19 protein-coding genes and 1 pseudogene are annotated in these 22708 nt (G+C 54.2%); 9 read left to right on the top strand and 11 right to left on the bottom strand.

Features of this window, described 5'->3' with window-relative positions; all coding sequences use genetic code 11:
• Window positions 1-47: 47 nt before the first annotated feature.
• From VRC33_RS12895 to VRC33_RS12870, 6 genes and pseudogenes are all read right to left on the bottom strand, one after another.
• Window positions 48-1283 carry an MFS transporter gene (locus VRC33_RS12895; RefSeq protein ID WP_338567341.1) on the bottom strand — a complete coding sequence of 412 codons (1236 nt, stop codon included), beginning with the start codon at window positions 1281-1283 and terminating at the stop codon, window positions 48-50.
• 160 nt (window positions 1284-1443) lie between these two features.
• Window positions 1444-3801: a GNAT family N-acetyltransferase gene (locus tag VRC33_RS12890; RefSeq protein ID WP_338556412.1), complete on the bottom strand. Its 2358-nt coding sequence runs from the start codon at window positions 3799-3801 to the stop codon at window positions 1444-1446.
• Window position 3802: 1 nt separating this feature from the next.
• The gene (locus VRC33_RS12885) at window positions 3803-5092 is read right to left on the bottom strand and encodes a lysine N(6)-hydroxylase/L-ornithine N(5)-oxygenase family protein (protein WP_338556409.1); all 1290 of its coding nucleotides are present in this window, start codon (window positions 5090-5092) and stop codon (window positions 3803-3805) included.
• A 10-nt stretch (window positions 5093-5102) separates the two neighbouring features.
• A complete protein-coding gene (locus tag VRC33_RS12880; RefSeq protein WP_338556407.1) occupies window positions 5103-6653 on the bottom strand; it encodes an aspartate aminotransferase family protein in 1551 nt (516 codons plus the stop codon).
• Between the two features lie 413 nt (window positions 6654-7066).
• Window positions 7067-8509, bottom strand: coding sequence for a pyruvate kinase (gene pyk / locus VRC33_RS12875; RefSeq protein ID WP_338556405.1), 1443 nt, complete (start codon window positions 8507-8509; stop codon window positions 7067-7069).
• Window positions 8510-8615: 106 nt separating this feature from the next.
• A pseudogene (locus tag VRC33_RS12870) lies at window positions 8616-9487 on the bottom strand (MurR/RpiR family transcriptional regulator).
• Window positions 9488-9864: 377 nt separating this feature from the next.
• On the opposite strand from VRC33_RS12870, the gene zwf reads away from it, so the two are divergent.
• Complete coding sequence (zwf, locus tag VRC33_RS12865; protein ID WP_338556403.1) at window positions 9865-11340, top strand: glucose-6-phosphate dehydrogenase; 1476 nt, start codon at window positions 9865-9867, stop codon at window positions 11338-11340.
• Window positions 11341-11630: 290 nt separating this feature from the next.
• Window positions 11631-12269 carry a bifunctional 4-hydroxy-2-oxoglutarate aldolase/2-dehydro-3-deoxy-phosphogluconate aldolase gene (locus VRC33_RS12860; protein WP_338556401.1) on the top strand — a complete coding sequence of 213 codons (639 nt, stop codon included), beginning with the start codon at window positions 11631-11633 and terminating at the stop codon, window positions 12267-12269.
• 193 nt (window positions 12270-12462) lie between these two features.
• Here the strand turns inward: VRC33_RS12860 and purT are convergent, their stop codons facing one another.
• Window positions 12463-13641 carry a formate-dependent phosphoribosylglycinamide formyltransferase gene (gene purT, locus VRC33_RS12855; RefSeq protein WP_338556399.1) on the bottom strand — a complete coding sequence of 393 codons (1179 nt, stop codon included), beginning with the start codon at window positions 13639-13641 and terminating at the stop codon, window positions 12463-12465.
• 137 nt (window positions 13642-13778) lie between these two features.
• On the opposite strand from purT, the gene VRC33_RS12850 reads away from it, so the two are divergent.
• Window positions 13779-14192, top strand: coding sequence for a YebG family protein (locus VRC33_RS12850; protein WP_338556397.1), 414 nt, complete (start codon window positions 13779-13781; stop codon window positions 14190-14192).
• A gap of 1 nt (window position 14193) precedes the next feature.
• On the opposite strand, the gene VRC33_RS12845 is transcribed toward VRC33_RS12850, so the two are convergent.
• A complete protein-coding gene (locus tag VRC33_RS12845; RefSeq protein WP_338556395.1) occupies window positions 14194-15021 on the bottom strand; it encodes a sugar phosphate isomerase/epimerase family protein in 828 nt (275 codons plus the stop codon).
• Between the two features lie 228 nt (window positions 15022-15249).
• On the opposite strand from VRC33_RS12845, the gene VRC33_RS12840 reads away from it, so the two are divergent.
• Window positions 15250-15903, top strand: a complete 654-nt coding sequence (locus tag VRC33_RS12840) for a DUF533 domain-containing protein (protein ID WP_338556393.1) — start codon at window positions 15250-15252, stop codon at window positions 15901-15903.
• Window positions 15904-16040: 137 nt separating this feature from the next.
• Window positions 16041-18095, top strand: coding sequence for a prolyl oligopeptidase family serine peptidase (locus VRC33_RS12835; RefSeq protein ID WP_338564290.1), 2055 nt, complete (start codon window positions 16041-16043; stop codon window positions 18093-18095).
• Here VRC33_RS12835 and exoX read toward each other — a convergent pair whose 3' ends face one another.
• From exoX to VRC33_RS12820, 3 genes are all read right to left on the bottom strand, one after another.
• Window positions 18096-18758, bottom strand: a complete 663-nt coding sequence (gene exoX, locus VRC33_RS12830) for an exodeoxyribonuclease X (RefSeq protein ID WP_338556391.1) — start codon at window positions 18756-18758, stop codon at window positions 18096-18098.
• 12 nt (window positions 18759-18770) lie between these two features.
• Window positions 18771-19529: a carbon-nitrogen hydrolase family protein gene (locus VRC33_RS12825; RefSeq protein WP_338556389.1), complete on the bottom strand. Its 759-nt coding sequence runs from the start codon at window positions 19527-19529 to the stop codon at window positions 18771-18773.
• A gap of 82 nt (window positions 19530-19611) precedes the next feature.
• Window positions 19612-19842 carry a DNA polymerase III subunit theta gene (locus tag VRC33_RS12820; protein ID WP_338556387.1) on the bottom strand — a complete coding sequence of 77 codons (231 nt, stop codon included), beginning with the start codon at window positions 19840-19842 and terminating at the stop codon, window positions 19612-19614.
• A gap of 165 nt (window positions 19843-20007) precedes the next feature.
• Here VRC33_RS12820 and yobA point away from each other — a divergent pair, with 165 nt between their 5' ends.
• The 4 genes from yobA (at window position 20008) to VRC33_RS12800 (ending at window position 22469) form a co-directional block, all read left to right on the top strand.
• On the top strand, window positions 20008-20373 hold the full coding sequence (gene yobA / locus VRC33_RS12815; protein WP_338556385.1) for a CopC domain-containing protein YobA: 366 nt from the start codon (window positions 20008-20010) through the stop codon (window positions 20371-20373).
• Between the two features lies 1 nt (window position 20374).
• Window positions 20375-21253, top strand: coding sequence for a copper homeostasis membrane protein CopD (gene copD, locus VRC33_RS12810; RefSeq protein WP_338556383.1), 879 nt, complete (start codon window positions 20375-20377; stop codon window positions 21251-21253).
• 59 nt (window positions 21254-21312) lie between these two features.
• On the top strand, window positions 21313-21651 hold the full coding sequence (locus VRC33_RS12805) for a YebY family protein (RefSeq protein WP_338556381.1): 339 nt from the start codon (window positions 21313-21315) through the stop codon (window positions 21649-21651).
• A gap of 518 nt (window positions 21652-22169) precedes the next feature.
• Entirely contained in the window at window positions 22170-22469 is a 300-nt protein-coding gene (locus tag VRC33_RS12800; protein WP_338556377.1) for a hypothetical protein, read from the top strand.
• Window positions 22470-22708 lie beyond the last annotated feature (239 nt).

The following is a 22708-nucleotide window of genomic DNA, read 5'->3' as shown; positions in this document are numbered from 1 at the left end:
GTGCCCGTGCCGTAGAGCATCACATCGCTCTCCGGCACGGGTAGGTTTTATTCCACTGAACTCACCGCGGTACGACGCTTACGCTCACGCAGGAAACCCCGCACCAGCCATAACCACACCAGCCCACAAGCCAGGTTCGCCACGCTGAACCAGAAACTCCCCCCGCTGAAGTAGGCGCTTTTAGCCAGCTCAATCCCCAGAGCAAAGACCACTATACTGACCATCCCCAGCATGGCTGCCACGCTGCCTTTGCCCGCTGAACTGGAGAACAGCGTCAGACGGTAGAGCCCGGCATTCACCAGCCCGGTACCAAAACCATACAAACTTAGTCCGGCGGTCAGCCAGAGGTAGCTGTGCGAATTGATCGAGGTACAGAGCGCGGCCAGGGCCAGCCCGACAATGATTGGCCAGGCACCCAGCTTCAGGGGCTGCTCTATCGGCAACCGGCCTGACAGGCGACCAAGCGTCAGGTTTCCGGCGATCATCGCCACGAAGACCGGCAGTTGCAGCAGGGCATAGTCCAGACGGGATAAGCCCTCGTCGTGGATCAGGATCACCGGTGAGAGCGCAACCCAGGCGAGGCAGGGGATAGTGACCAGGCCGATAGCCAGCGAGCCCGCCATCACCTGGCGATCTTTCAACAGCGAATAGTAACCTTTACCCAGCGATTTCAGCGAAAGCGAGGTGTCACGATCGCCGGAGGTTTCCGGCATAGTGCGCCAGAGGCCTACCAGCGCAATCGCCGTCACGCCGCCAAACAGCCAGAACATGGTGCGCCACTCGCCAATAGAGAGAAAGGCCGCGCCTGCCAGAGGGCCGGCAAGGGGAGCCAGCAGCGCCACGTTAGCCATCAGCGCCATAATCTTCACGCTCAGGGATTCATCAAATGCCTCCTGAATGGCGGCATACCCCACAGCGCCAATAAAGCAGAGGCTGATCCCCTGTAAAAACCGCAGCAGAATAAACTGCTCGATACTCTGCACCCAGTGGGTTGCAAAGCAGGTCAGCATAAAGAAGGCCACGCCTGCCAGCATCACTGGCCGTCTTCCCAACTTGTCCGAGAGCGGCCCCAGCAGCCATTGCAGCACAATGCCGCCGACAAGGTAAGCAGTCAGGGAAGCGGAAACCCATTCCGGGCCGACCTGAAATTCACTGGTCACCAGCAGCATGCCGGGCTGGATCATGTCATGTGCGATGTAGGTCGCAAATTCAAAAAGTACCAAAGAGAGGGGGAAAATCAGATGACGGCGGGTCAGGCTCGACACCGGAATAAATGAGGCCATTCTGGCTCCTTCCAGCAGAAAAATTAAAAGACGCGGCCGCCGAAGCGACCGCGCCAACATACACCAGTTTTGTGCCGGTTTGATGAATTATCTGGCGCTTTTTAAACGCCAGCTTGCCCGTTGGTGGAAAAGGAATCTGGGTCCGCTTCCCGTCAGACGATTAATTCTCCCGGAAGGCTGCAATCGGATTCACCAGGGTTCCGGCGAATTTAAGGTTTTCCGCCGGATCGCTGAGATTGATCATCTGCTGATTATTCGCCAGCTGCAGGCGGTTCAGGCAGGAGCGGGTGAACTCCGCGGTGAACATATCGTAACGGGCAAATTTCGCCGCCAGCTGCGGATGTGCCTGCTGGTACTCTTTCACACAGTTGGCTACCGCCTGCCAGAATTTCTCTTCCGGCAGCGTGCCGGATTCGTCCAGGATCGCACTGATAAAGCGGAAGATGCAGTCAAAGACGTCAGTAAAGACCGACAGCAGCTTGAGATCCTCCGGCACGTCAACGGCCAGGCGCTGCACTTTTTCTGGCAACACGGCATCCGGATTCATCACCGCAATCTCTTCACCGATATCTTTCATATAGGCGCTGACCGGCACATTGTTTTCCAGCAGCAGGATGAGATTCTCACCGTGTGGCATAAAGACCAGGTCGTGCTGATAGAAACAGTGCAGCAGCGGGCTGAGGTAACAGGTCAGATAGCGGCCGATCCATTGCTCAGCAGGCAGCCCGGAGTCTGCAATCAGGGCAGGCAGCAGGGCGTGCTGATGCTGATCGACGTGCAGGAACGAGGCCATAGTCATGAGACGCTGGTTAGCCTGCAAACTGGCAACCGGATTGTCGCGCCACAGCGCAGCAAACATTTTTTTATAGGCCGAATCCCCGCTGATAGCCTTCTCGTAATAGCGGTTGTGGTATCCAACGGCAGCCACCTCACGCAGAATGCGGAAATCACAGCGCTGAAGCCACGCATCCTTAGCCACCAGGCCTTCCAGCCACTCATTTATCGCCGGCGTGGTAGCCATATAGTAAGGCGACAGCCCGCGCATAAAGCCCATGTTAAGCACTGACAGGGCAGTTTTGACATAGCGTTTACCGGGCTGGCTACGGTTAAAGAAAGTCCGGATTGACTGCTGAGCCTGATAGCGGTCGTCACCCATGCCGAGATAAACGATATCGTGATTGGCAATATCCGGCGCAAACACGGTGAGTAATTTGTTCTGCCACTGCCAGGGGTGCACGGGCATAAACAGATAGTCGTCAGGCGCGAGATTTTTCTCCGTTAACTGACGGTTGAAACCATCAATCACCGGCTGGCCCAGTTCATCGCGCATCAGCTGTTCATACTCAAGATCGCTCAGGCTGGAGAAGTGAGCGTTGCGCAGATGCACGGCAACCCAGACCAGGGAGATCGGTGTGGCCGCTTCCGGCGCATAGGCCAGGTAGTCGCGGGCATCAAAGCCAATGCGGCCATTGTTCGCCACAAAGCAGGGATGGCCTTCAGTCATTGAAGCTTCCACCGTCTGGAAGTCGGCATGAACCAGCGCGGCGCTGTCAGGATTGTTCTTCTGCAGTTTGAACACGCTGCTGCACAGCGTACTGGTGATCTCTTCCATGTAGGTTGCCAGCATGGCGGGCGGAATACCGATTTGCTGATTGAATTCGACGATAAATTGCAGCGCATCCAGCGACAGCTGATGGCCATTCTCCTGCTTAATCAGCGAAGCGGCATCAATTTCCCAGTGATCCAGCGCCAGGCGACGGGCTTTGAACTGATAGTCCGCTTCGCCACCCGGCACAGGCAGCGAGAAGCGGCCCGCGTTCAGTTCCGCCGGGGCAATGATTTTTTCATGAGCAAACTCAGCAATGGCTTTGCGGATCAGCATACGATTAGCCTGCGCCCAGTTGTCACCAGAAAGATGGGCGCCGGAAAGAAGAGGGGTGTCATTCGTCATAGTCAGGGTTTCCTGCAGAAGAGCTTGTTGATAATCGTCACGCTGGCAGAACGCCAGCCATGCGGTTTTATGTCCCATATCTATGGTGTGCTGATAGCGGAAACCTGCGCGCTTGTTCAGCGGGTGAATTTTGGCGTTGCGGACATCTGGCTCCACCACCACGCGTTTGACTTCAGGCTGGCTGAACATGTAGTCCATCACCACGCTGAAGACCTGCCAGCTGAACTGAGGAATCGGCCTGCTGGCCGGGGCTATCAGCAGGTGCATTCCGTAGTCGCCGGGCTGAGTCGGATAAAATTTACCCACCTCATCTTCGCTGGCCTGATAAAACTCCATCAGAAACACCGGCTGGTCATCTAAACAGCCCGTCAGCGCTGCGGCAGGATTGCTGGCCGTAAGGTTCAGGTAGAAGGTCTTCACCTGTTCCAGGCTGTCGTTCTGCATCCCCCAGAAGCGGGCATAATCACGCGTGACCCAGTTATGGATCTCAATGGCATCCTCTTCGCGAAAAGGACGAAGGGAGAAGCGGCCCGCCGGGCGGGTTGCCGTGAAGGGTATCTGTGACATATCAAAGTTCCGATTGGGCCGGGAAGGTCTGGAAAGCGATCTGACGTTCAACCGGATAGACTTCCCGGCCAGCCAGCTCACGCAGCAAGACAGAGTTGCGGTAGCACGCCATTCCCAAATCGGGGGTGACGAAACCGTGGGTATGAAGCTCGGCGTTCTGCACAAAGACCTGATTGTGATGGTCAATACTGTAGTTACGCTGTACGTCGTACCGGCCTTTTTCATCCCAGCGCAGCCGTGAGGCGATGCCTTCAATGAACATGGGCGGACGGTAGTGATAGCCAGTGGCCATTACCAGGCCCTGAGTCCGGCGCGTAAAGTCCCGCTCCTGTTCCTGCTGATGGAGTGACAATTCAAACTCGCCTTCCGGCAGCCAGCGCATATCTTTCAGCTCCGAATGGGTAAACAGATTGACGTTGAGCTTCCCATCCAGCTGCTTCACATACATCAGATCATAGATATCGTTGATCAGGCTGCTGTTGATGCCTTTGTACAAATTTTTATGACGTGCATTCAGAGCATCACGCTTGGCGGGAGGCAGGTCGTGGAAGTAATCAATCCACTCAGGCGACGTCATCTCCAGCGTCAGCTTGGTATATTCCAGAGGGTAAAAACGTGGCGCACGGGTGACCCAGTTCAGCTGGTAGCCATGACTGTCGATATCTGTCAGAAGATCGTAATAGATCTCCGCCGCACTCTGCCCACTTCCCAGCACGGTGATGGAGTTCTTCTTCTGCAGCTCAGCTTTATGAACCAGATATTCACTGGAGTGGGTGAACCGCTGGCGATGAGGGCGGCTGCACTCTGGCATCCAGGCGGCCGGGCCGGTTCCCAGCACCAGGTGACGGGCAAGCCACTCCTGCGGCTCACCGGTCTGGCTGTTCACCGAGCGTATACGGTAGCACTGCTGGCTGTCGTCGTAGCTGACGTACTCCACGCGAGTATTCCACCGCAGGTTACTCAGCTGTGAGGCGGCCCACTGGCAGTACTGGTTATACTCTTTGCGCATCAGGAAAAAATCTTCGCGGATATAAAACGAGTAGAGTTTGCCTTTTTGCTTCATGTAGTTCAGCAGACTGTAGGGGCTGGTGGGGTCGGCAAGCGTGACCAGATCGGCCATAAAAGGCGTCTGAAGATGGGCGCTTTCCAGCATCATGCCGGTGTGCCAGTCGAACCCAGGATTCTGGTCTAGAAAGACGCCGTTCACTCCTTCTACCGGCTCGCTCAGGCAGGCCAGGCCCAGGTTAAAGGGGCCGATACCGATGCCAACGAAATCATAGATTGTAGACATAGCCTGCTCCTTACTGGTTAGCAGCGTTGAGGGCGGAATGACGAATCTGCTCACGACCGTAATGCACGATCAGGGCGAGCACGTCTTCGAGATCGGCCGTGGTAGTGGTGGGATTCAGCAGCGTGAATTTCAGGTACTGTCGGCCACCGACTTTGGTACCTGCAATCACCGCGTTGCCGGAACGGAACAGAGCCTTACGTATGTTGGCGTTGATTTCATCAACGGCGGCGTCGCTCATGCCGGGACGCGGGACATAACGGAAGATTTGCGTGGTCAGTTCCGGCGCGTGAAGCACTTCGATTGCCGGATGGGCGCTGAGCAGGCTATGGGCAGTTTCTGTCAGATCGATCAGCGTATCAAAAGCTTCACCCAAAGCCGCTGGCCCCATAATGCGCAGCGTCATCCACATTTTCAGCGCATCGAAACGACGGGTGGTCTGGATGCTTTTGTTCACCAGGTTAGGCGTGCCTTCCTGCTGTGCGCTGAGCGGGTTGAGGTAATCAGCATGGTGCGTAACATGGCTGAGATGCTGTTTGTTACGGACGAAAAAGGCGCCACAACTCACCGTCTGGAAGAAAGATTTGTGATAATCGACGGTGACAGAATCGGCCTGTTCAATGCCCTTGAGGCGCTGACGATGCTCTGCGGAAACCAGCAGGCCACAGCCATAAGCGGCATCCACATGCATCCATAAACCGTAATGCCTGCAAAGCTGAGAGACCGCCTGCAACGGGTCGATACTCCCGAAATCAGTGGTGCCGCTGGTGGCAACCACCGCAATCGGAATCAGCCCCTGTTCATGGCAGCGCTGGATCTCCTGTTCCAGCTTCATCGCATCCATCCGGTAATGGTCGTCATAGTCCACCGGGATCACAGCGTCATAGCCCAGCCCCAGGATCGCCATGGATTTCTGGATGCTGAAATGGCTGAGTTTCGAGGTGAATACCCGCCACTTGCTGGCATCGTGTGGCAGGCCCTGCTGTTTGATCAGGTGGCCTGGATGATGAGCAGCGCACCAGCTGTCGCGAGCCAGCAGCATAGCCATCAGGTTAGACTGGGTACCGCCACTGGTGAAAATGCCATCGGACTGCTGTGGCAGGCCGATACGGCTCAGCGTCCAGTCAATGACTTTTTGTTCAATAAGGGTGCCGCCTGCGCTCTGGTCCCAGGTATCAACCGAGCTGTTCACCGCTGCCATAATCTGCTCCGCCAGCAGGGAAGGGAGCACCACCGGGCAGTTAAGATGCGCCACGTATTTAGGGTGATGGAACCAGACCGCATCGCGTAAATAGAGCGCTTTAAGCTCTTCCAGTGCGGCTTCATTGCTGCCCAGCGGGCAATTCAAATCAACAGCGCTAAAGTCCGGAGCCAGTTCGTGAGGAAGGATGCCGCTGAACGGTTTTTCAACTGCGCTGATGGTACCCGTCAGAAGCGTCAGCACTTCCTGAGTCTGCTGATTCCATGCGGCCAGCTGCTGGTCATTGAAAATGTAATCCTGAGACCCGGCCGCTGTGGTGAGGTGCATGCGAGGGACCGGCTGAGTTTGAGTACGTAACACCATAGCAATTCCTTAAAAAAAGACGTAGTAAGCCCTGCCACCCTGAAAAAAGGGCGACGTTGACCGCCTGACGCTGGGGCGTCAGTTCAGAGTTGTTAACCTTTGCGTGGGGCGACAAGGCCCCCAATGACACAGCAATTCAGTGGTTTTAGCTGTTTAAACTAAAAAAACTCCTGTTTGTGTGGTTTTGTGGCGTTTAAACGCCATTTGTTATTGAGAGTGAGATTATAAATAGTAATCATTATCATTCAATAGGATTATTGTGACAGCATTGTTATAAGCGTTGTTAATGTTGAAAGTGTGATATAGATCACAAAAGTGGGGCGGACGGGGAGCAAAGGGTTTCAGGGGGCTTAAAACGGGGAGAAGGAATAAGAAAAAGTTATTGAGCCTTGCGGCTCAATAACCTGGGGACGTTACTCCACCCGCAGCACGCGGCTGGTATTAGTGGTTCCAGTGGTACTCATCACATCGCCCTGCGTCACAATGACCAGGTCGCCTGAGACCAGGAAACCTTTGTCGCGCAGCAGATTGATAGCGTCATGGGCCGCAGCCACACCATCATTGTTGCTGTCAAAGAAGACCGGCGTCACGCCACGGTATAACGCCGTCAGGTTCAGCGTGCGTTCATGACGGGACATGGCAAAAATCGGCAGGCCGGAAGTGATACGTGAAGTCATCAATGCGGTACGGCCAGATTCGGTCATGGTGATGATGGCCGTTACGCCCTGCAAATGGTTGGCAGCGTACATGGCAGACATCGCAATCGCCTCTTCGATGTTGTCGAACTGCACATCAAGACGGTGTTTGGAGACGTTAATGCTGGGGATTTTCTCTGCGCCAAGGCACACTTTGGCCATCGCGGTGACGGTTTCAGCAGGATACTGACCGGCAGCGGTTTCGGCCGACAGCATGACGGCATCGGTGCCATCCAGCACGGCGTTAGCCACGTCCATCACTTCTGCACGCGTTGGCATAGGGTTGGTGATCATCGACTCCATCATCTGGGTAGCGGTGATCACAGAGCGGTTGAGCTGACGGGCACGGCGGATCAGCGCTTTCTGGATGCCGACCAGTTCAGGGTCGCCAATTTCCACGCCCAGATCGCCCCTTGCCACCATCACCACATCGGATGCCAGGATGATGTCATCCATTGCTTCCTGTGAGGCGACCGCCTCTGCGCGCTCTACTTTAGAGACGATTTTGGCATCGCAGCCTGCATCCCGCGCGAGGCGACGAGCGTAGTTGAGATCTTCACCACAGCGCGGGAAGGAGACGGCCAGATAGTCGCAGTTAATTTTGGCCGCGGTAAGAATATCCGCTTTGTCTTTCTCGGTCAGTGCTTCTGCAGAGAGGCCGCCACCCAGTTTGTTGATGCCCTTGTTATTGGAAAGTGGGCCACCCACGGTCACTTCGGTGAACACCTTCATGCCCTGAACTTCCAGCACTTTCAACTGCACGCGACCATCATCAAGGAGCAGGATATCACCAGGCACTACGTCAGCCGGTAAGCCTTTGTAATCAATGCCGACTTTGTCTTTATCGCCTTCGCCTTTACCCATGCTGGCATCCAGCAGGAAGCGGTCGCCCACGTTCAGAAAGACTTTGCCTTCCTTGAAAGTGGAAACACGAATTTTTGGACCCTGAAGATCACCGAGGATAGCGACATGACGACCAAGCTTTGCCGCAATTTCACGAACTTTATTGGCACGCAGAAGATGATCTTCGGCGGTGCCGTGGGAGAAGTTCAGGCGAACGACATTGGCACCCGCAGCGATGATTTTTTCAAGGTTATTATCGCGATCGGTAGCGGGCCCCAGTGTGGTTACAATCTTGGTTCTTCTGAGACGTCTTGACATGTATGACTCCGTTGACTTTGAAAGGGGCGTTGCCGGAGCAACCCCTGAAAAGGTTCATTCTGTTTTACATGAGATGGGCCGGATTCCACGACCCTGCAAGATCCGGCTAGCGGCGCGAAAGCACCAGCAGCGGATCTTCTTTTTCAAATCTGGACTCTTTTAGCGCAGCCTTGACCCGTTTGAGATTATCCCGGAATTTGGCGCCGCGCCGCAGGGTAAAGCCGGTAGCCAGCACATCAATCAATGTCAGCTGCGCCAGCCTGGAAACCATAGGCATATAGATGTCGGTATCTTCCGGGACATCCAGCGTCAGCGCCAGGGTGGCTTCATGGGCCAGCGGCGAGTCAGGAGAGGTGATCGCCAGGACCGTGGCATCATTTTCCCGTGCAAGCTGCGCCAGTTCGACTAAATTTTTAGTGCGTCCGGTATGAGAAATCAGCACCACGACATCGCCTTCTGTGCTGTTGATACAACACATCCGCTGCATCACAATATCATCGGAATAGATGACCGGCACATTGAAGCGAAAAAATTTATTCATTGCATCATGAGCCACGGCCGCCGATGCACCCAGACCAAAGAAGGCGATTTTTTTGACTGGGTAAGCAGATCTACCGCGCGGTTGATCGCGGTAGCATCCAGCGCGTTGCGAACCTGATCCAGCCCGGCCATCGCCGATTCGAAAATTTTTGCCGAGTAAGCTTCGACACTGTCATTTTCATCGACATTCCGGCTGACATAAGGGGTGCCGTTGGCCAGACTTTGTGCCAGTTGCAGCTTAAAGTCAGGGAAGCCACGGGTTTGCAGCCGGTGGCAAAAGCGGTTAACGGTAGGTTCACTGACCTCTGCTTCACGGGCCAGCAGGGCGATGCTGGCATGGATGGCGGAGCCAGGCGCAGCCAGTATGACCTCCGCCACTTTTCGTTCGGATTTGCTAAGGTGCTCCAGGTGAGCCTGAATTTTTTCCAGCATATTCATCATGGCATCCACTCATACATTGTGACGATTTCAATCAAAGGAGAAATCGATGTCAATTTGTAGAGAATATACAATGCGCTAAACGGCGGCGGGCAGGGGCACAGCGCGGATCCCCGGCTTTTATTGTCAGACTTTGAACTGTGTCTGATTTTCAAATATGTAAATACAGTAACAAAAAAGTCGAAAAATTACGCACAAACTGTCCGTTCCTTCGACGGTAAAGATTCAGACAATTGCATACTCTGTGCTGGTGTAGCGCTGCCCGGTTTACGCGGACCGGGCAAAAGCAGTACATTGTACTGAAAGAAAATTACAATAAGAGCCTGACTGCTTACGGATTAATCCGGTCAGGCTAATCCTGCAACGAGGAGAATATAATGGCGGTTACACAAACGGCCCAGGCATGCGATCTGGTGATATTCGGTGCCAAAGGCGATTTAGCTCGCCGGAAACTGTTGCCTTCCCTGTACCAGTTAGAAAAAGCCGGGCAGATCCATGAAGAGTCCCGCATTATCGGGGTGGGTCGGGCGGACTGGGATAAAGCAGCCTACACCAAGGTAGTGCGCGAAGCGCTGGAAACCTTTATGAAGGAAAAAATCGATGAAGCGCTGTGGGATAAGCTGAGCAGCCGACTCGATTTCTGCAATCTTGATGTTAACGATGTGGCCCACTTTACCAATCTGGGTAAAATGCTGGATCAGAAAAAACGCGTCACCATCAACTATTTCGCCATGCCGCCGGGTACCTTCGGTGCGATCTGTAAAGGTCTGGGGACCGCCAAACTTAATGCACAGCCTGCACGAGTAGTGATGGAGAAACCGCTGGGGACCTCTCTGGCTACCTCCCGTGAGATCAACGATCAGGTGGGTGAGTATTTTGAAGAGAACCAGGTTTTCCGTATTGACCACTATCTCGGCAAAGAGACAGTTCTGAACCTGCTGGCGCTGCGCTTTGCTAACTCGCTGTTTGCCTCCAACTGGGATAACCGCACCATCGACCATGTGCAGATCACCGTGGCAGAGGAAGTGGGTATCGAAGGTCGCTGGGGGTATTTCGATCAGGCTGGTCAGATGCGCGATATGATCCAGAACCACCTGTTACAGGTTCTGACCTTTATTGCAATGTCACCGCCTTCAGATCTCTCTGCTGACCGCATTCGCGATGAAAAAGTGAAAGTGCTGCGTTCACTGCGCCGCATTGACCATACCAACGTACGTGAAAAAACCGTGCGCGGGCAGTACACCTCAGGTTTTGTGCAGGGTAAAAAAGTGCCTGGCTACCTGGAAGAGGAAGGCGCTAATAAATCCAGCAGCACCGAAACGTTCGTCTCTATTCGCGTGGATATTGATGACTGGCGTTGGGCTGGCGTGCCGTTCTATCTCCGTACCGGTAAACGTCTGCCAAGCAAATGTTCAGAAGTTGTGGTCTATTTCAAGAACCCGGCAATGAACCTGTTTAAAGATTCCTGGCAGGAGCTGCCTCAGAACAAGCTGACTATCCGTCTGCAACCGGATGAGGGTGTGGATATTCAGATCCTGAATAAAGTGCCGGGTCTGGATCACAAACATAATCTGCAAACCACCAAACTGGATCTGAGCTTCTCTGAGACCTTTAACCAGTCACATCTGGCCGATGCTTATGAGCGTCTGCTGCTGGAGACCATGCGGGGTATTCAGGCGCTGTTCGTGCGCCGTGACGAAGTGGAAGAAGCCTGGAAGTGGGTCGACTCCATCATGGAAGCATGGGCCGCTGATAATGACGCTCCCAAGCCTTATCAGGCCGGGACATGGGGACCAGTGGCGTCAGTAGCCATGATTTCCCGTGATGGCCGTTCCTGGAACGAGTTCGAATAACATATGATTACAGGCCCTGTACTGGCCTGTATACGGTGAATAAACCCTGCGCTCTCTGCAGGGTTTTTTTATCTCTCAGCGTTCTGCCCGTCAGTTATTTCCCCTCACTGCCACTTTTCATCGCACACAGAATTGCCTCTCATTCCCCTGCTAAGGGTGAAGCCCCGAAAAATGAACCGTAGTTTTAAAAAATGAATTGTGCTGATAGACGGCGCGGAAGCTGATGCTGTATGGTAGTTCAGGTAACCCTGTCCTGACGCCGCGCGCGTCGCTTTGGAGAAGCAGAAACAATGACTAACTGGAAGACCAGCGCAGAACACATTCTGACTACCGGCCCTGTGGTACCGGTGATTGTGGTTAACAAACTTGAACATGCCGTCCCTATGGCGAAAGCCCTGGTGGCGGGGGGAGTGAAGGTGCTGGAAGTCACCCTGCGTACTCCCTGTGCCATGGATGCCCTGAAAGCGATGATTAAAGAGGTGCCGGAAGCCATTGTCGGCGCGGGCACGGTGCTCAATGTCCGGCAATTAAAAGAAGTGACCGATGCAGGCGCGCAGTTTGTTATCAGCCCCGGCGTGACGGAAAGCCTGCTAAAAGCCGCTGTTGAGGGGCAGGTCCCGTTGATCCCGGGTATCAGCACGGTTTCTGAACTGATGACGGGGCTTGATTATGGCCTGCGTGAGTTTAAATTTTTCCCGGCTGAAGCGAATGGCGGGGTAAAAGCGCTGCAGGCGATTGGCGGACCCTTCCCTCAGGTGCGTTTCTGCCCGACTGGCGGCATCTCTCCGGCCAACTACCGTGATTATCTGGCGCTGAAAAGCGTGTTATGTATCGGGGGTTCCTGGCTGGTGCCAGCGGATGCGCTGGAAGCGGGGGATTACGACCGTATTACTCAACTGGCGCGCGAAGCGGTAGCTGGCGCCCGCTAAATAGTTTGGTTCAGGTTTCTGTGATCGCCTGATTCCGCAGCTAAAAGCCTGATGCCCGGGTGCCGATAAGGGTAACCTGGGCAGACGCAATTAGCGTTATCCGTAACAGTTTCGCCGTCCCTGGCGCATGACGCTTTATGAACCTGCCTGGGCCCCTTGCCTTAGTCGTCGGGGCATCAGGGGCTAAAGGCTATTACCCGCTGACTTTTACGCCAGCTGCGCACTTGATGGCGCGCTCAATCGCCAGATCAATGTTGTCGCCAGTGGCCAGCGCCACACCCAGACGGCGCTTGCCGCGGATTTCTGGTTTACCAAATAAACGAACCTGCAAGCCTGCTCCCAGCACATCACCCAGATTCGCGAATTGCACATTATCGCTGTCCAGCTCTGGCAAAATGACCGCGGAAGCAGCAGCGCCATACTGGCGAATGCCGCCAACAGGCAGGCCGAGGAAGGCGCGAACATGCAGGGCGAATTCAGAGAGATCCTGAGAAATCAGAGTTACCATACCGGTGTCGTGTGGGCGAGGAGAGACTTCGCTGAAGACGACCTCATCGCCACAGACGAACAGTTCCACGCCAAACAGGCCATGTCCACCCAGTGCCTTCACGACCTGCTCAGCAATCTGCTCAGCGCGTTCCAGCGCCAGAGCACTCATCTGCTGCGGCTGCCAGGATTCGCGATAGTCACCGTCTTCCTGACGGTGACCAATTGGCGCGCAGAAGTGGATGCCGTCCACGGCGCTGATGGTCAGCAGGGTAATTTCAAAGTCAAACTTCACCACGCCTTCAACGATCACGCGTCCGGCACCGGCACGTCCACCTTGTTGCGCATATGCCCAGGCGGAGTCAAGCTGTGAGGCTTCACGGATAAAGCTCTGACCTTTACCGGAAGAACTCATTACCGGCTTAACGATGCACGGGAAGCCAATTTCATCAGCGGCTTTTTTAAAAGCATCTATGCTGTCGGCAAACTGATAGCTGGATGTCGGTAATGCCAGCTCCTCTGCCGCCAGACGACGGATACCCTCGCGGTTCATGGTCAGGCGGGCTGCGCGGGCTGTAGGCACTACGTGTTGACCCTGTTTTTCCAGCTCAATCAGCATGTCGGTGGCAATAGCTTCAATTTCCGGCACGATATAATCCGGACGTTCCAGCGCGACAAGCGCTTTCAGCGCTTCGCCATCCAGCATATTGATGACATGGCTGCGGTGTGCCACATGCATAGCCGGGGCATCGGCATAGCGATCGACTGCAATTACCTCGACGCCAAGACGCTGACATTCCAGCGCCACTTCTTTGCCCAGTTCACCTGAACCTAACAGCATTACACGGGTTGCGGCAGGGCGCAGCGCGGTTCCAAGAGTGGTCATAGTCTCTACCTGATTGGATGAAAAAAACGCGCGCAGTATAAACGAAAACGATTGCGCGTACATCAGCTTTCCAGGCTTGAGCAAAAAATGGCGGGCTGATATACTGTATAAAAATACAGTTAAACGAGGTGAGAACTATGGCTGTTGAAATCAAATATGTTGTCGTCAGAAAAGGTGAGGAAAAGATGACATTCGCCAGTAAGAAAGAAGCCGACGCGTACGATAAAATGCTCGACATGGCAGAAGTCTTTACAGACTGGCTGAGTGACTCGTCGCTGATCATGGAAGAAGATCAGCGTGAAGCACTGGGAATGTTCCTTGCCGGGAATAAAGAGGCTCTTCAGCACATTCTGCGTACCAGCAAAATGCCTGAAGCCAGCGACCCGGCCACGGGGAAAGAAGCGTCATCTGCTGCAGAGGGAAATTCTGAAGCCCTGAGCGCTGACGAAACTGCCCCAGAAGGTGATGACGAAGAGGCTGAAGCCTCGGCAGCCCAGAGTGGCAAAGCGGCGAAAACCAAATCCGCCGCCCGTGCCAGCAAAGCGGCCTGATTTACAGTGTCGCAGCGCAGACTCGTTTAAGGGCATGCATCGCCTCTTTTGCGACCTCTGCCGGGGGCTGCTGGTGGTAACCGTCATTAAACACCTCCAGCCCCAGGGGGCCGCTATAGCCCTGAGCATGCAGGTAGTTAAGCAGGGTATAAAGCGGGAAACTTCCCTGGCCCGGCAGCAGCCGCTGGTGGCGTGCCGTGTCTACCAGATCCTCCCGGGCGGGGAGGGTAGCCAGGTCAGAGAGCTGTACCAGAAAGATCTTCTCCATCGGTATGCCCGCCAGGTCAGCCAGGGTGCGGTTCCTTGCAAAGATATGGAAGGCATCCACCACCAGGCCGAGGTTCGGTTCATCCACTTTCTGTACCAGCTTCCACGCAGCCGCCGTGTTGTTGATATGCGTGCTCCAGGCCATCGCCTCAAAAGCCACCCGCAGTCCGCGCTGGCCCGCTTCCCTGGCAAGCCAGCGAATATCTTCCTCTTCACGCTCCGCAATACAGGCTGAGTGGGTAGACGCCGGGGTCAGCAGCGTTGTGGCCCCCAGGCTTACTGCGGTATCCAGCATTTTCAGTGCTTCCTGCCGCTTAGGCTCACGCTGATCGTCTGGCGCACCATCAAAATCCAGCAGTACCTGATAGTCAGTTAACCCCAGTTTCTGTTGCTCCAGTAACCTGGCAACATCGCCGGCATTTCCCTGAGCTGCTTCAACATCCTGACGCCACAGTTCAACCTGGCTAAAGCCCGCTTCTGCAGCCGCCAGGAGTTTTCCTTCCGGGCTTCCGCCTAAAAGAACCGTATTGATAAACAGCGGATTCTCACTGAAACGCGTCATGGTATTCCCTTCTTAAAGTGTTCAAAAATTCAGAAGCAATAAAAATGTGTCTTCATGCAAGGTAATATTTAGTGCTTACAGAGCCTTACCTCCACATCAAGTATAGCGACATGGACAAATTTGCTGTGCAGGATGAGGCATTTAAGGTTTTCCAGGCTTTTCCTCGCTTGACGCTTCTTGACGCATACCGCTCTATGCTGGTGGTTTTCCGGCAACAGAGATCAACATATGACTAACTGGCTGCAGCAGATTCAATCGGTACTGGGAAACAGTGCAGGCAAGGGAAGCGGTGGAGAAGGGTTGAGTAAAATGCTCGCGCCTGGTGCACTGGGCGGACTTGCTGGCCTGCTGATCGCCAGTAAATCTTCCCGTAATCTTTTGACTAAATATGGTAAGAATGCCCTGATTATTGGAGGAAGCGCTGCCGCAGGCGCAGTGCTCTGGAAAAAATATAAGCAGCGTGTCAGTGAAACGCACAGTGACGAGCCCCAGTTTGGCCAGCAGCAAACGCCGGTGGATCGCCGTGCAGAACGCCTGGTGCAGGCGCTGGTTTTCGCGGCTAAAAGTGACGGGCACATCGATCCTCAGGAAAGAGAGGCCATCAATGAACATATTCATCAGGCCGGTCTGGGGAGTGAAGGTGAGAAGCTGATCCAGCAGGCCATCGATATGCCCCTTGACCCACAGAAACTGGCCGTTGATGTGAAAAATGAGGAAGAGGCTTTGGAGGTCTATTTCCTCAGCAATCTGGTCATCGATGTGGATCACTTTATGGAGCGCAGCTATCTTCAGGCCCTGGGCGACGAGCTTAAAATCCCTCAGGACGTGCGTGACAGCATGGCCAACGACATCAAAGCTGAAAAGCAAAAGCTGACGGCTTAGCAGGTTACGGGGTGGCTGTCTGGTCATCCCGTAGCCCTGACGAGAATATTTTCCAATCCTCTGCCATTGCGCTTGGCATTCCCTGCGACAACTGCCACCCTTAGCCCATGTACTTGATCCTGCGGGGCTGAACCATGATAAAACCACCGATTGCCAAAAAAATTCCTTTTGAAATGACGCTTCACGGCGAGACTCGCACCGATAATTATTACTGGATGCGCGATGATGAACGTGAAGATCCCGCGGTACTGGAATATCTGCATGCCGAAAATGCGTACGGCAAAGAAATTATGCAGTCGCAGAAAGCCTTGCAGGAAAACCTGCTACAGGAAATTATCGCCCGTATTCCTCAACGCGATCACTCTGTGCCCTATGTGAAAAAAGGCTACCGTTATCAAAGTCGCTACGAAGAGGGCAACGAATACACCATTTATGCCCGTCAGCCTGAAAACACCCCTGAGCCCGATCGGTGGGATGTTTTGCTGGATGGAAATCAGCGAGCGGCGCAGAGCGAGTTTTATACGCTGGGTGGCATCGCTATCACTCCGGATAACGCCATTATGGCGGTGGCGGAAGATTTCCTTTCACGCCGCATCTACGGGATTCGCTTTTGCAATCTGGAAACCGGAAGCTGGTATCCGGAAGTTCTTGAAAATGTCTCTTCCAGCTTTACCTGGGCCGGTGACAGCAGCACGCTGTTTTATGTATTGAAGCACAAGCAAACCCTGCTGCCGTGGCAGGTCTGGCGCCACAAGTTGGGCACCAGCCAGCAGGAGGACGTGCTGGTCTACGAAGAGAAGGACGACACCTTCTATGTCGGCGTACATAAAACCACCTCTGAAGATTTTATCCTGATCTCACTGAGCAGCAGCACTACCAGCGAAATCCTGCTGCTGGATGCCAGTGATCCTGAGTCACAGCCACAGATGTTCTGCCCGCGCCGTAAGGATCACGAGTACAGCGTTGACCACTATCAGCAGCAATTTTTCGTGCGGTCTAACCGCGAAGGGAAAAATTTTGGCCTGTATCGCACCTCAGACGTTGCTGAAGAACAGTGGGAAACCCTAATCCCGGCCAGGGCAGACGTGGTGCTGGAAGACTTCAGCCTGTTCCGTGACTGGCTGGTTGTTGAAGAGCGTGAACGTGGGCTGACCAGCCTGCGTCAGATCAACTGGCAAACCGGCAAGGATAACGGTATCGCCTTTGACGATCCCGCTTATGTTACCTGGCTCTCCTATAACCCCAGCCCTGAAACCAGCAAACTACGCTACGGTTACTCCTCAATGACCACGCCGGATACGCTGTTTGAACTGGATATGGACAGTGGTGAACGCAAAGTATTGAAGCAGACCGAAGTTAAAGGCTTTGATGCCAGCCACTACCGCAGCGAACGCCACTGGATCACCGCCCGTGATGGCGTCCAGGTCCCCGTTTCGCTGGTTTATCATCGTGAACATTATCAGCCAGGTGAAAATCCGCTGCTGGTTTACGGCTACGGCTCCTATGGCAGCAGCATGGATGCGGACTTTAGCGCCAGTCGTCTGAGCCTGCTGGATCGCGGCTTCGTCTTTGCGCTGACGCATATTCGTGGCGGCGGAGAGCTGGGTCAGCAGTGGTATGACGAAGGTCGTCTGCTGAACAAAATGAATACCTTCACCGACTTTATCGATATTACCGATGCGCTGGTGGCGCAAAAATATGGCCATCCTGACCGGCTGTATGCCATGGGCGGCAGCGCGGGCGGCCTGCTGATGGGGGCGGTGATGAACATGGCACCGGAGCGTTTCCGTGGGGTGGTGGCACAGGTGCCATTTGTGGATGTGGTGACCACCATGCTTGATGAGTCCATTCCGCTGACTACCGGAGAGTATGATGAATGGGGTAATCCGGCTGACGAAACCTATTACCGCTATATCAGTCAGTACAGCCCTTACGACCGGGTAAGCGAACAGGCTTACCCACATCTGCTGGTCACCACCGGCCTGCATGATTCCCAGGTTCAGTACTGGGAGCCGGCGAAATGGGTAGCCAAGCTGCGTGAGCTGAAAACCGATGACAACCTGCTGATGATTTGCACCGACATGGAGTCGGGGCATGGCGGCAAGTCAGGCCGGTTTAAAGCCTATGAAGGTGTGGCGCTGGAGTACGCCTTTTTGATTGCGCTGGCGCAAAAAACGCTCGGCGCTGACTGATTACTCTGCTGACAGCGCTCTTTCGATGGCGCTGCGCAGATCTGGCTTAAGATCCGGGATGTTTTTCATCATCCATTTGAGATATCCCGGATCCCGTTTTGCCACATCATCTACTTTACTGCCCCGGTATTTGCCAAACGGGAAGGTCGCGCTTGATCCCCGAACCTGCATACGGCGAACCATCTCCGCTGCATCCCACCCTGAATAATCCATGATACGGATCAGCAGCGCCGCAGTGACGTAACAGTCATAGAGCGCACGGTGAGCATGCAAATCTGAAGGCGGCGTCACTTCCAGCTGCAACGTTTCCCGCAGTGCCTGATTGCTGTATTTGATACCCGGCCATAACCCTCTGGCCAGGGTCATGGTACAAATCCACTCACCGTTCATTTCGGGCAGCATCCGCCGATCGAAACTGGCATTGTGCGCGACATAGTAAGGGCTGCCGTGATAGCGACTGATAGCCTGTTCGATGGGCGGCATATCCGCCACCATCGCTTCAGTAATCCGGTGAATAGCCATAGCCTGGCGACCAATCGGCCGGTCAGGGCAGATCAGATCGCTCATGGGGTTAACAATTTCGCCGTTAACCACATCCACAGAAGCCACTTCTACAATGCCCCCCTGCAGACCACAGGTTTCGGTATCTATTACTCTTAACATGGTGCGTCCTTGTCAGATTGCGGGTGCAAGGCCTAAGGAATAGACTTCTCCCTGCCACTCTGTGCCCGTTCTTCTGGCGATAACCAACTGTTCGCCTTCACCGCCCGTAACCACCCGCCGGCCGCTTTCATCCCATAAAACGCTTTTGCCAGCGCTCTGGTAACCGCCTGTCGGCAGGGCATGATTGGCCATCAGCACCGCCATTTTGTACTCGCGGGACCAGCGGGCGAGATATTCACAATCCGAGTGATAGCCGTTCTCAGAAACCAGCACGCCGGTGGCATAAAGATTTGCGCCACGTCTTGCGGCATCACGGGCAAACTCCTCTACGCTGATATCCGCGCAGATGGCCATCGCCACATGATGCTGGTGATAACCGAACAGCGGGACACCCTCGCCAGCGGTGAAAAACAGATTCTCATCACCCATCAGATTGCGTTTGCCATAAGCCATCCGGGTGCCATCAGCCAGGAAAGCCAGCGCGCTCAGCAGGATGTTATCGCCATTAGTCAGCGGAAGCCCAATCACAATCGACATCTGGTGTTCGGTTGCGGCATCGGCAAAAACCTGCAAACGGGGATCGTCCATCGCCATCGCCAGTTCAGGAGTGCCAGTAAGTTCATAGCCGGTAAGGGAAAGTTCAGGGAAGATTAGCAAATCAACATGATGAACGGCCGCCTGACGTATAAAGTCGAGATGACGGGCAATGTTCCAGGGGATGTCACCCTGGCGCGATCCCGATTGAGCAGCAGCGATACTCCAGACAGACATAATTTCTCCAACAGGCCTGAAACGGACCTTTATCTCAACCGAAGCGGTGAGGAATAACAAGGGAAATAAGTCAAATTCTGAGCTATTTCATTTTGGGTTCATAGGGTAAGCGTGACAGGCTCAGAGAAGCCTGGCGATACTGCGTCAGCCGCTGACGGAACCACTCCCGCAGGGCTTCAGGTTGCTCACGCTCCACCATTTCAGCAATCACCGGCATATTATATCGCTCTTTAAATGCGACGCCCGCGGCTGCCAGGTCGACGTTGACCTTATCTTTCTCTTCCTGCGGCCATTCAGCCAGATTGTGATTCATCCACGTTTCTCCTGTTCCGACGGCAAAAATATAGCAGTTAGTGCACTTTCGCAAGCCTGGGCACCGTTACGGGTTGTTAACGGCTCGACACTCAATTTTAGGCGGAGTATCCTTTTGGCCTCATCGCAGCTATCGGGCTGCCAAGGACAGGATGATACGACGATTATGCGTAAGATCTTTATGGTTTTTGCTCTGGCGCTGACCACCGCCGCTCTATCACAGCAGGCTTCGGCCCATGCTCATCTGAAAAACCAGTATCCGGCAGCGGATGCCAGCATGGAGGCTTCGCCTCAGGCGCTGACCCTGACCTTTACCGAAGACATTGAACCTGCCTTTAGCGGAGTAACAATCACCGACGCTGGTCAGAAAGCCATGCCGCTGGCGGAAGCTGAGCGTGCGCCCCAACAGCATAATCAGCTGATCGTGCCGCTGCAAAAACCCCTGACGACAGGGCAGTACCAGGTGAACTGGCATGTGCTGTCGGTGGACGGCCATAAAACCAACGGGAACTACTCCTTCAGCGTGAAGTAACGTGTCCCTGACGATTTTCTATGTGCTCTGCCGCTGGTTGCACTTTGCTGCATTAATGGCTCTGACAGGCGGCAGCTTGTATACCGCGCTGATGGCTCCGGCCCGTTTCAGGGGCCACCTGACCCAACGCTTCCGGCTTCTGCTGAGCTGCAGCGCCCTGATATCGCTGCTGACCGCTGTATTATTGCTGGCGGTGCAAACGGCACTGATGGGGGAGGGCTGGCAGGACGTGCTCAGGCCTGAAATCTGGCAGGCGGTATGGCAGACCCACTTCGGTCAGGTCTGGCAATGGCAACTGGCAGCCGCTTTACTGGGCGCCGCCGCATTGCTGCTTAAAGGACGTCTGCGGCAGCAATTATTGCTGGTGAGTGGAGCAGGGCAGTTAGCGGGTCTGGCTTTCGTGGGCCACGCGGCAATGCTGGATGGCGTGATGGGCTTCCTGCAACGCAGTAATCAGATTGTGCATCTTCTTTCCGCCGCATTCTGGGCAGGAGGATTGCTGCCGGTAGCAATGCTGATGCAGGATGCCCGCCAGATGACGACGCGCTATGATGCCATCCGCACGCTGATGCGCTTCTCACGTTATGGACATCTGGCTGTAGCGCTGGTGGTGATCAGTGGAGTAATCAATGCGTTGTTGCTCCTTGGCTGGCCGCCCGACAGTTTCCAGTTCTACAGTCGGCTGCTACTGATTAAAACGCTACTGGTCATGCTGATGTGCACCGTAGCCTTGTTTAACCGCTACTGGCTGGTTCCGCGATTTCAGCGCAGTGGAGAAAACGCGCAACATGCGTTTCTGCTGACCACGCTGGGGGAGCTGGCGCTCTCCGCGCTGGTCCTGCTGCTGGTTAGCTGGTTTGCCACGCTGGAACCGGCCTGAGACTGAAAATATTTATCGCCTGTAATGGCAGGCGCTTTAGAGAGAGAGAGTGCGACACCATGAAAAGATTGGCCAGTCTGATGATTGCTATGAGTTTTTGTTCCAGCGCTATGGCGGCGCAGATTATCACCGTCAGCCGTTTTGAAATGGGCAGGGACAACTGGCCGTTCAGCCGTGAAGAGGTGATGCTGACCTGTGATAAAAGCGGCGCGCTGTTTGTCATCAACCCGGCTACGTTGGTGCAGTATCCGCTCAATGATACTGCCAGCGAGCTGGTGAAAAGTGGTCAGGCTAAAGGTCAGTCCATCAGCATTATTCAGAGTGAAGACCCGCAGCATCCGGGGCAGATGAAGAGCCTGACGCCAGTCATCGAACGTACGCAAAAGTTATGTAACTAGCCTGCCATCAGGCAATAAACCCCTGTCTTGCCGCACGGCAAGGCAGGCCAGCCATTTCTGCCGCCACGATCACAGAGCTGGCATCTTTCAGTCAGCCCCTTTCCAATTGCCTGGAAAATCCTCACGCCTGTACTACCTTTTAAAAGGCAAGGCGACATAGCCTGCATAAATGCCAACTTTTAGCGCACGGCTCCCACAAAGAGCCATTTCCCTGGACCGAAGATAGGAATCGTCTTCGGTCTTTTTTTGTTTGGTATTTAAAATCAATCACGTATCTTAAAATGAAGCAATTACACACTCTGCCGGCTTCTTTTATCTTCCATAGAGCCAGGTATAACCAGGCAAACGAAAAGGAAGCCGGTAATCACGTAGCCGCTTCATACCCCCTTCACTATTGATCCATCAAACCCGTAGCATTTCACCCAACACTTGTTTATCCCGCGCCGATTCTCTACCCTCAGGGAGCAACAACGACACGCGAAATATGCGTCCGCACGTTATGGCCTGGAGCCAACCTGATGAAAAGCGATAAAGAAATCTCGATCGACCAGTTTACGGAAGCAGAGAAAGAGCTGGTAGCGGCTAAGGTTAAGAGCCTGACAGCGAAGCTGAGCCATGTGGCCAGCAAAAAAGAGGAAAAGGAAATCCTGAAAGAGGCCAAGCGCCAGGTGATGAAAGATCGGGTGGTGAAAGAGACTACCAAAGCGGTGATTGCGAAAAAACCACGTAAAGCTGCCTCTGCCAAAGAGAGCGAAGTGAAAGAGTACAACTGGTCGGCGTCACTGAGAAAAAACCCGCGGGCCCTGAAAGCTAAATAATCCCGCCAGCTACAGCGTCAGTGGGTTGCCAGACCTCAGCAATCTGACGCTGTCAGCCTCAGCCCACAATAATCAGATGGACCAGTCGGGCTAACACTTCGATGATTAATAAACTTCCAGCTGTTATTAACACCAGCGTGAAATAAAACTGTTTACGGTTGCTCATGGCGCACGCTTTTCCAGACCCTCAACGGACTATACTTTAGACCGTAATGCTTAAACAGCCAGTCAATACTTCC

The sequence above is a fragment of the Erwinia sp. E_sp_B01_1 genome, from assembly GCF_036865545.1.
Classification (GTDB): domain Bacteria; phylum Pseudomonadota; class Gammaproteobacteria; order Enterobacterales; family Enterobacteriaceae; genus Erwinia.
The sequence above is the reverse complement of the archived record's forward strand: the minus strand, read 5'-3'. Positions and strand labels throughout refer to the sequence as shown.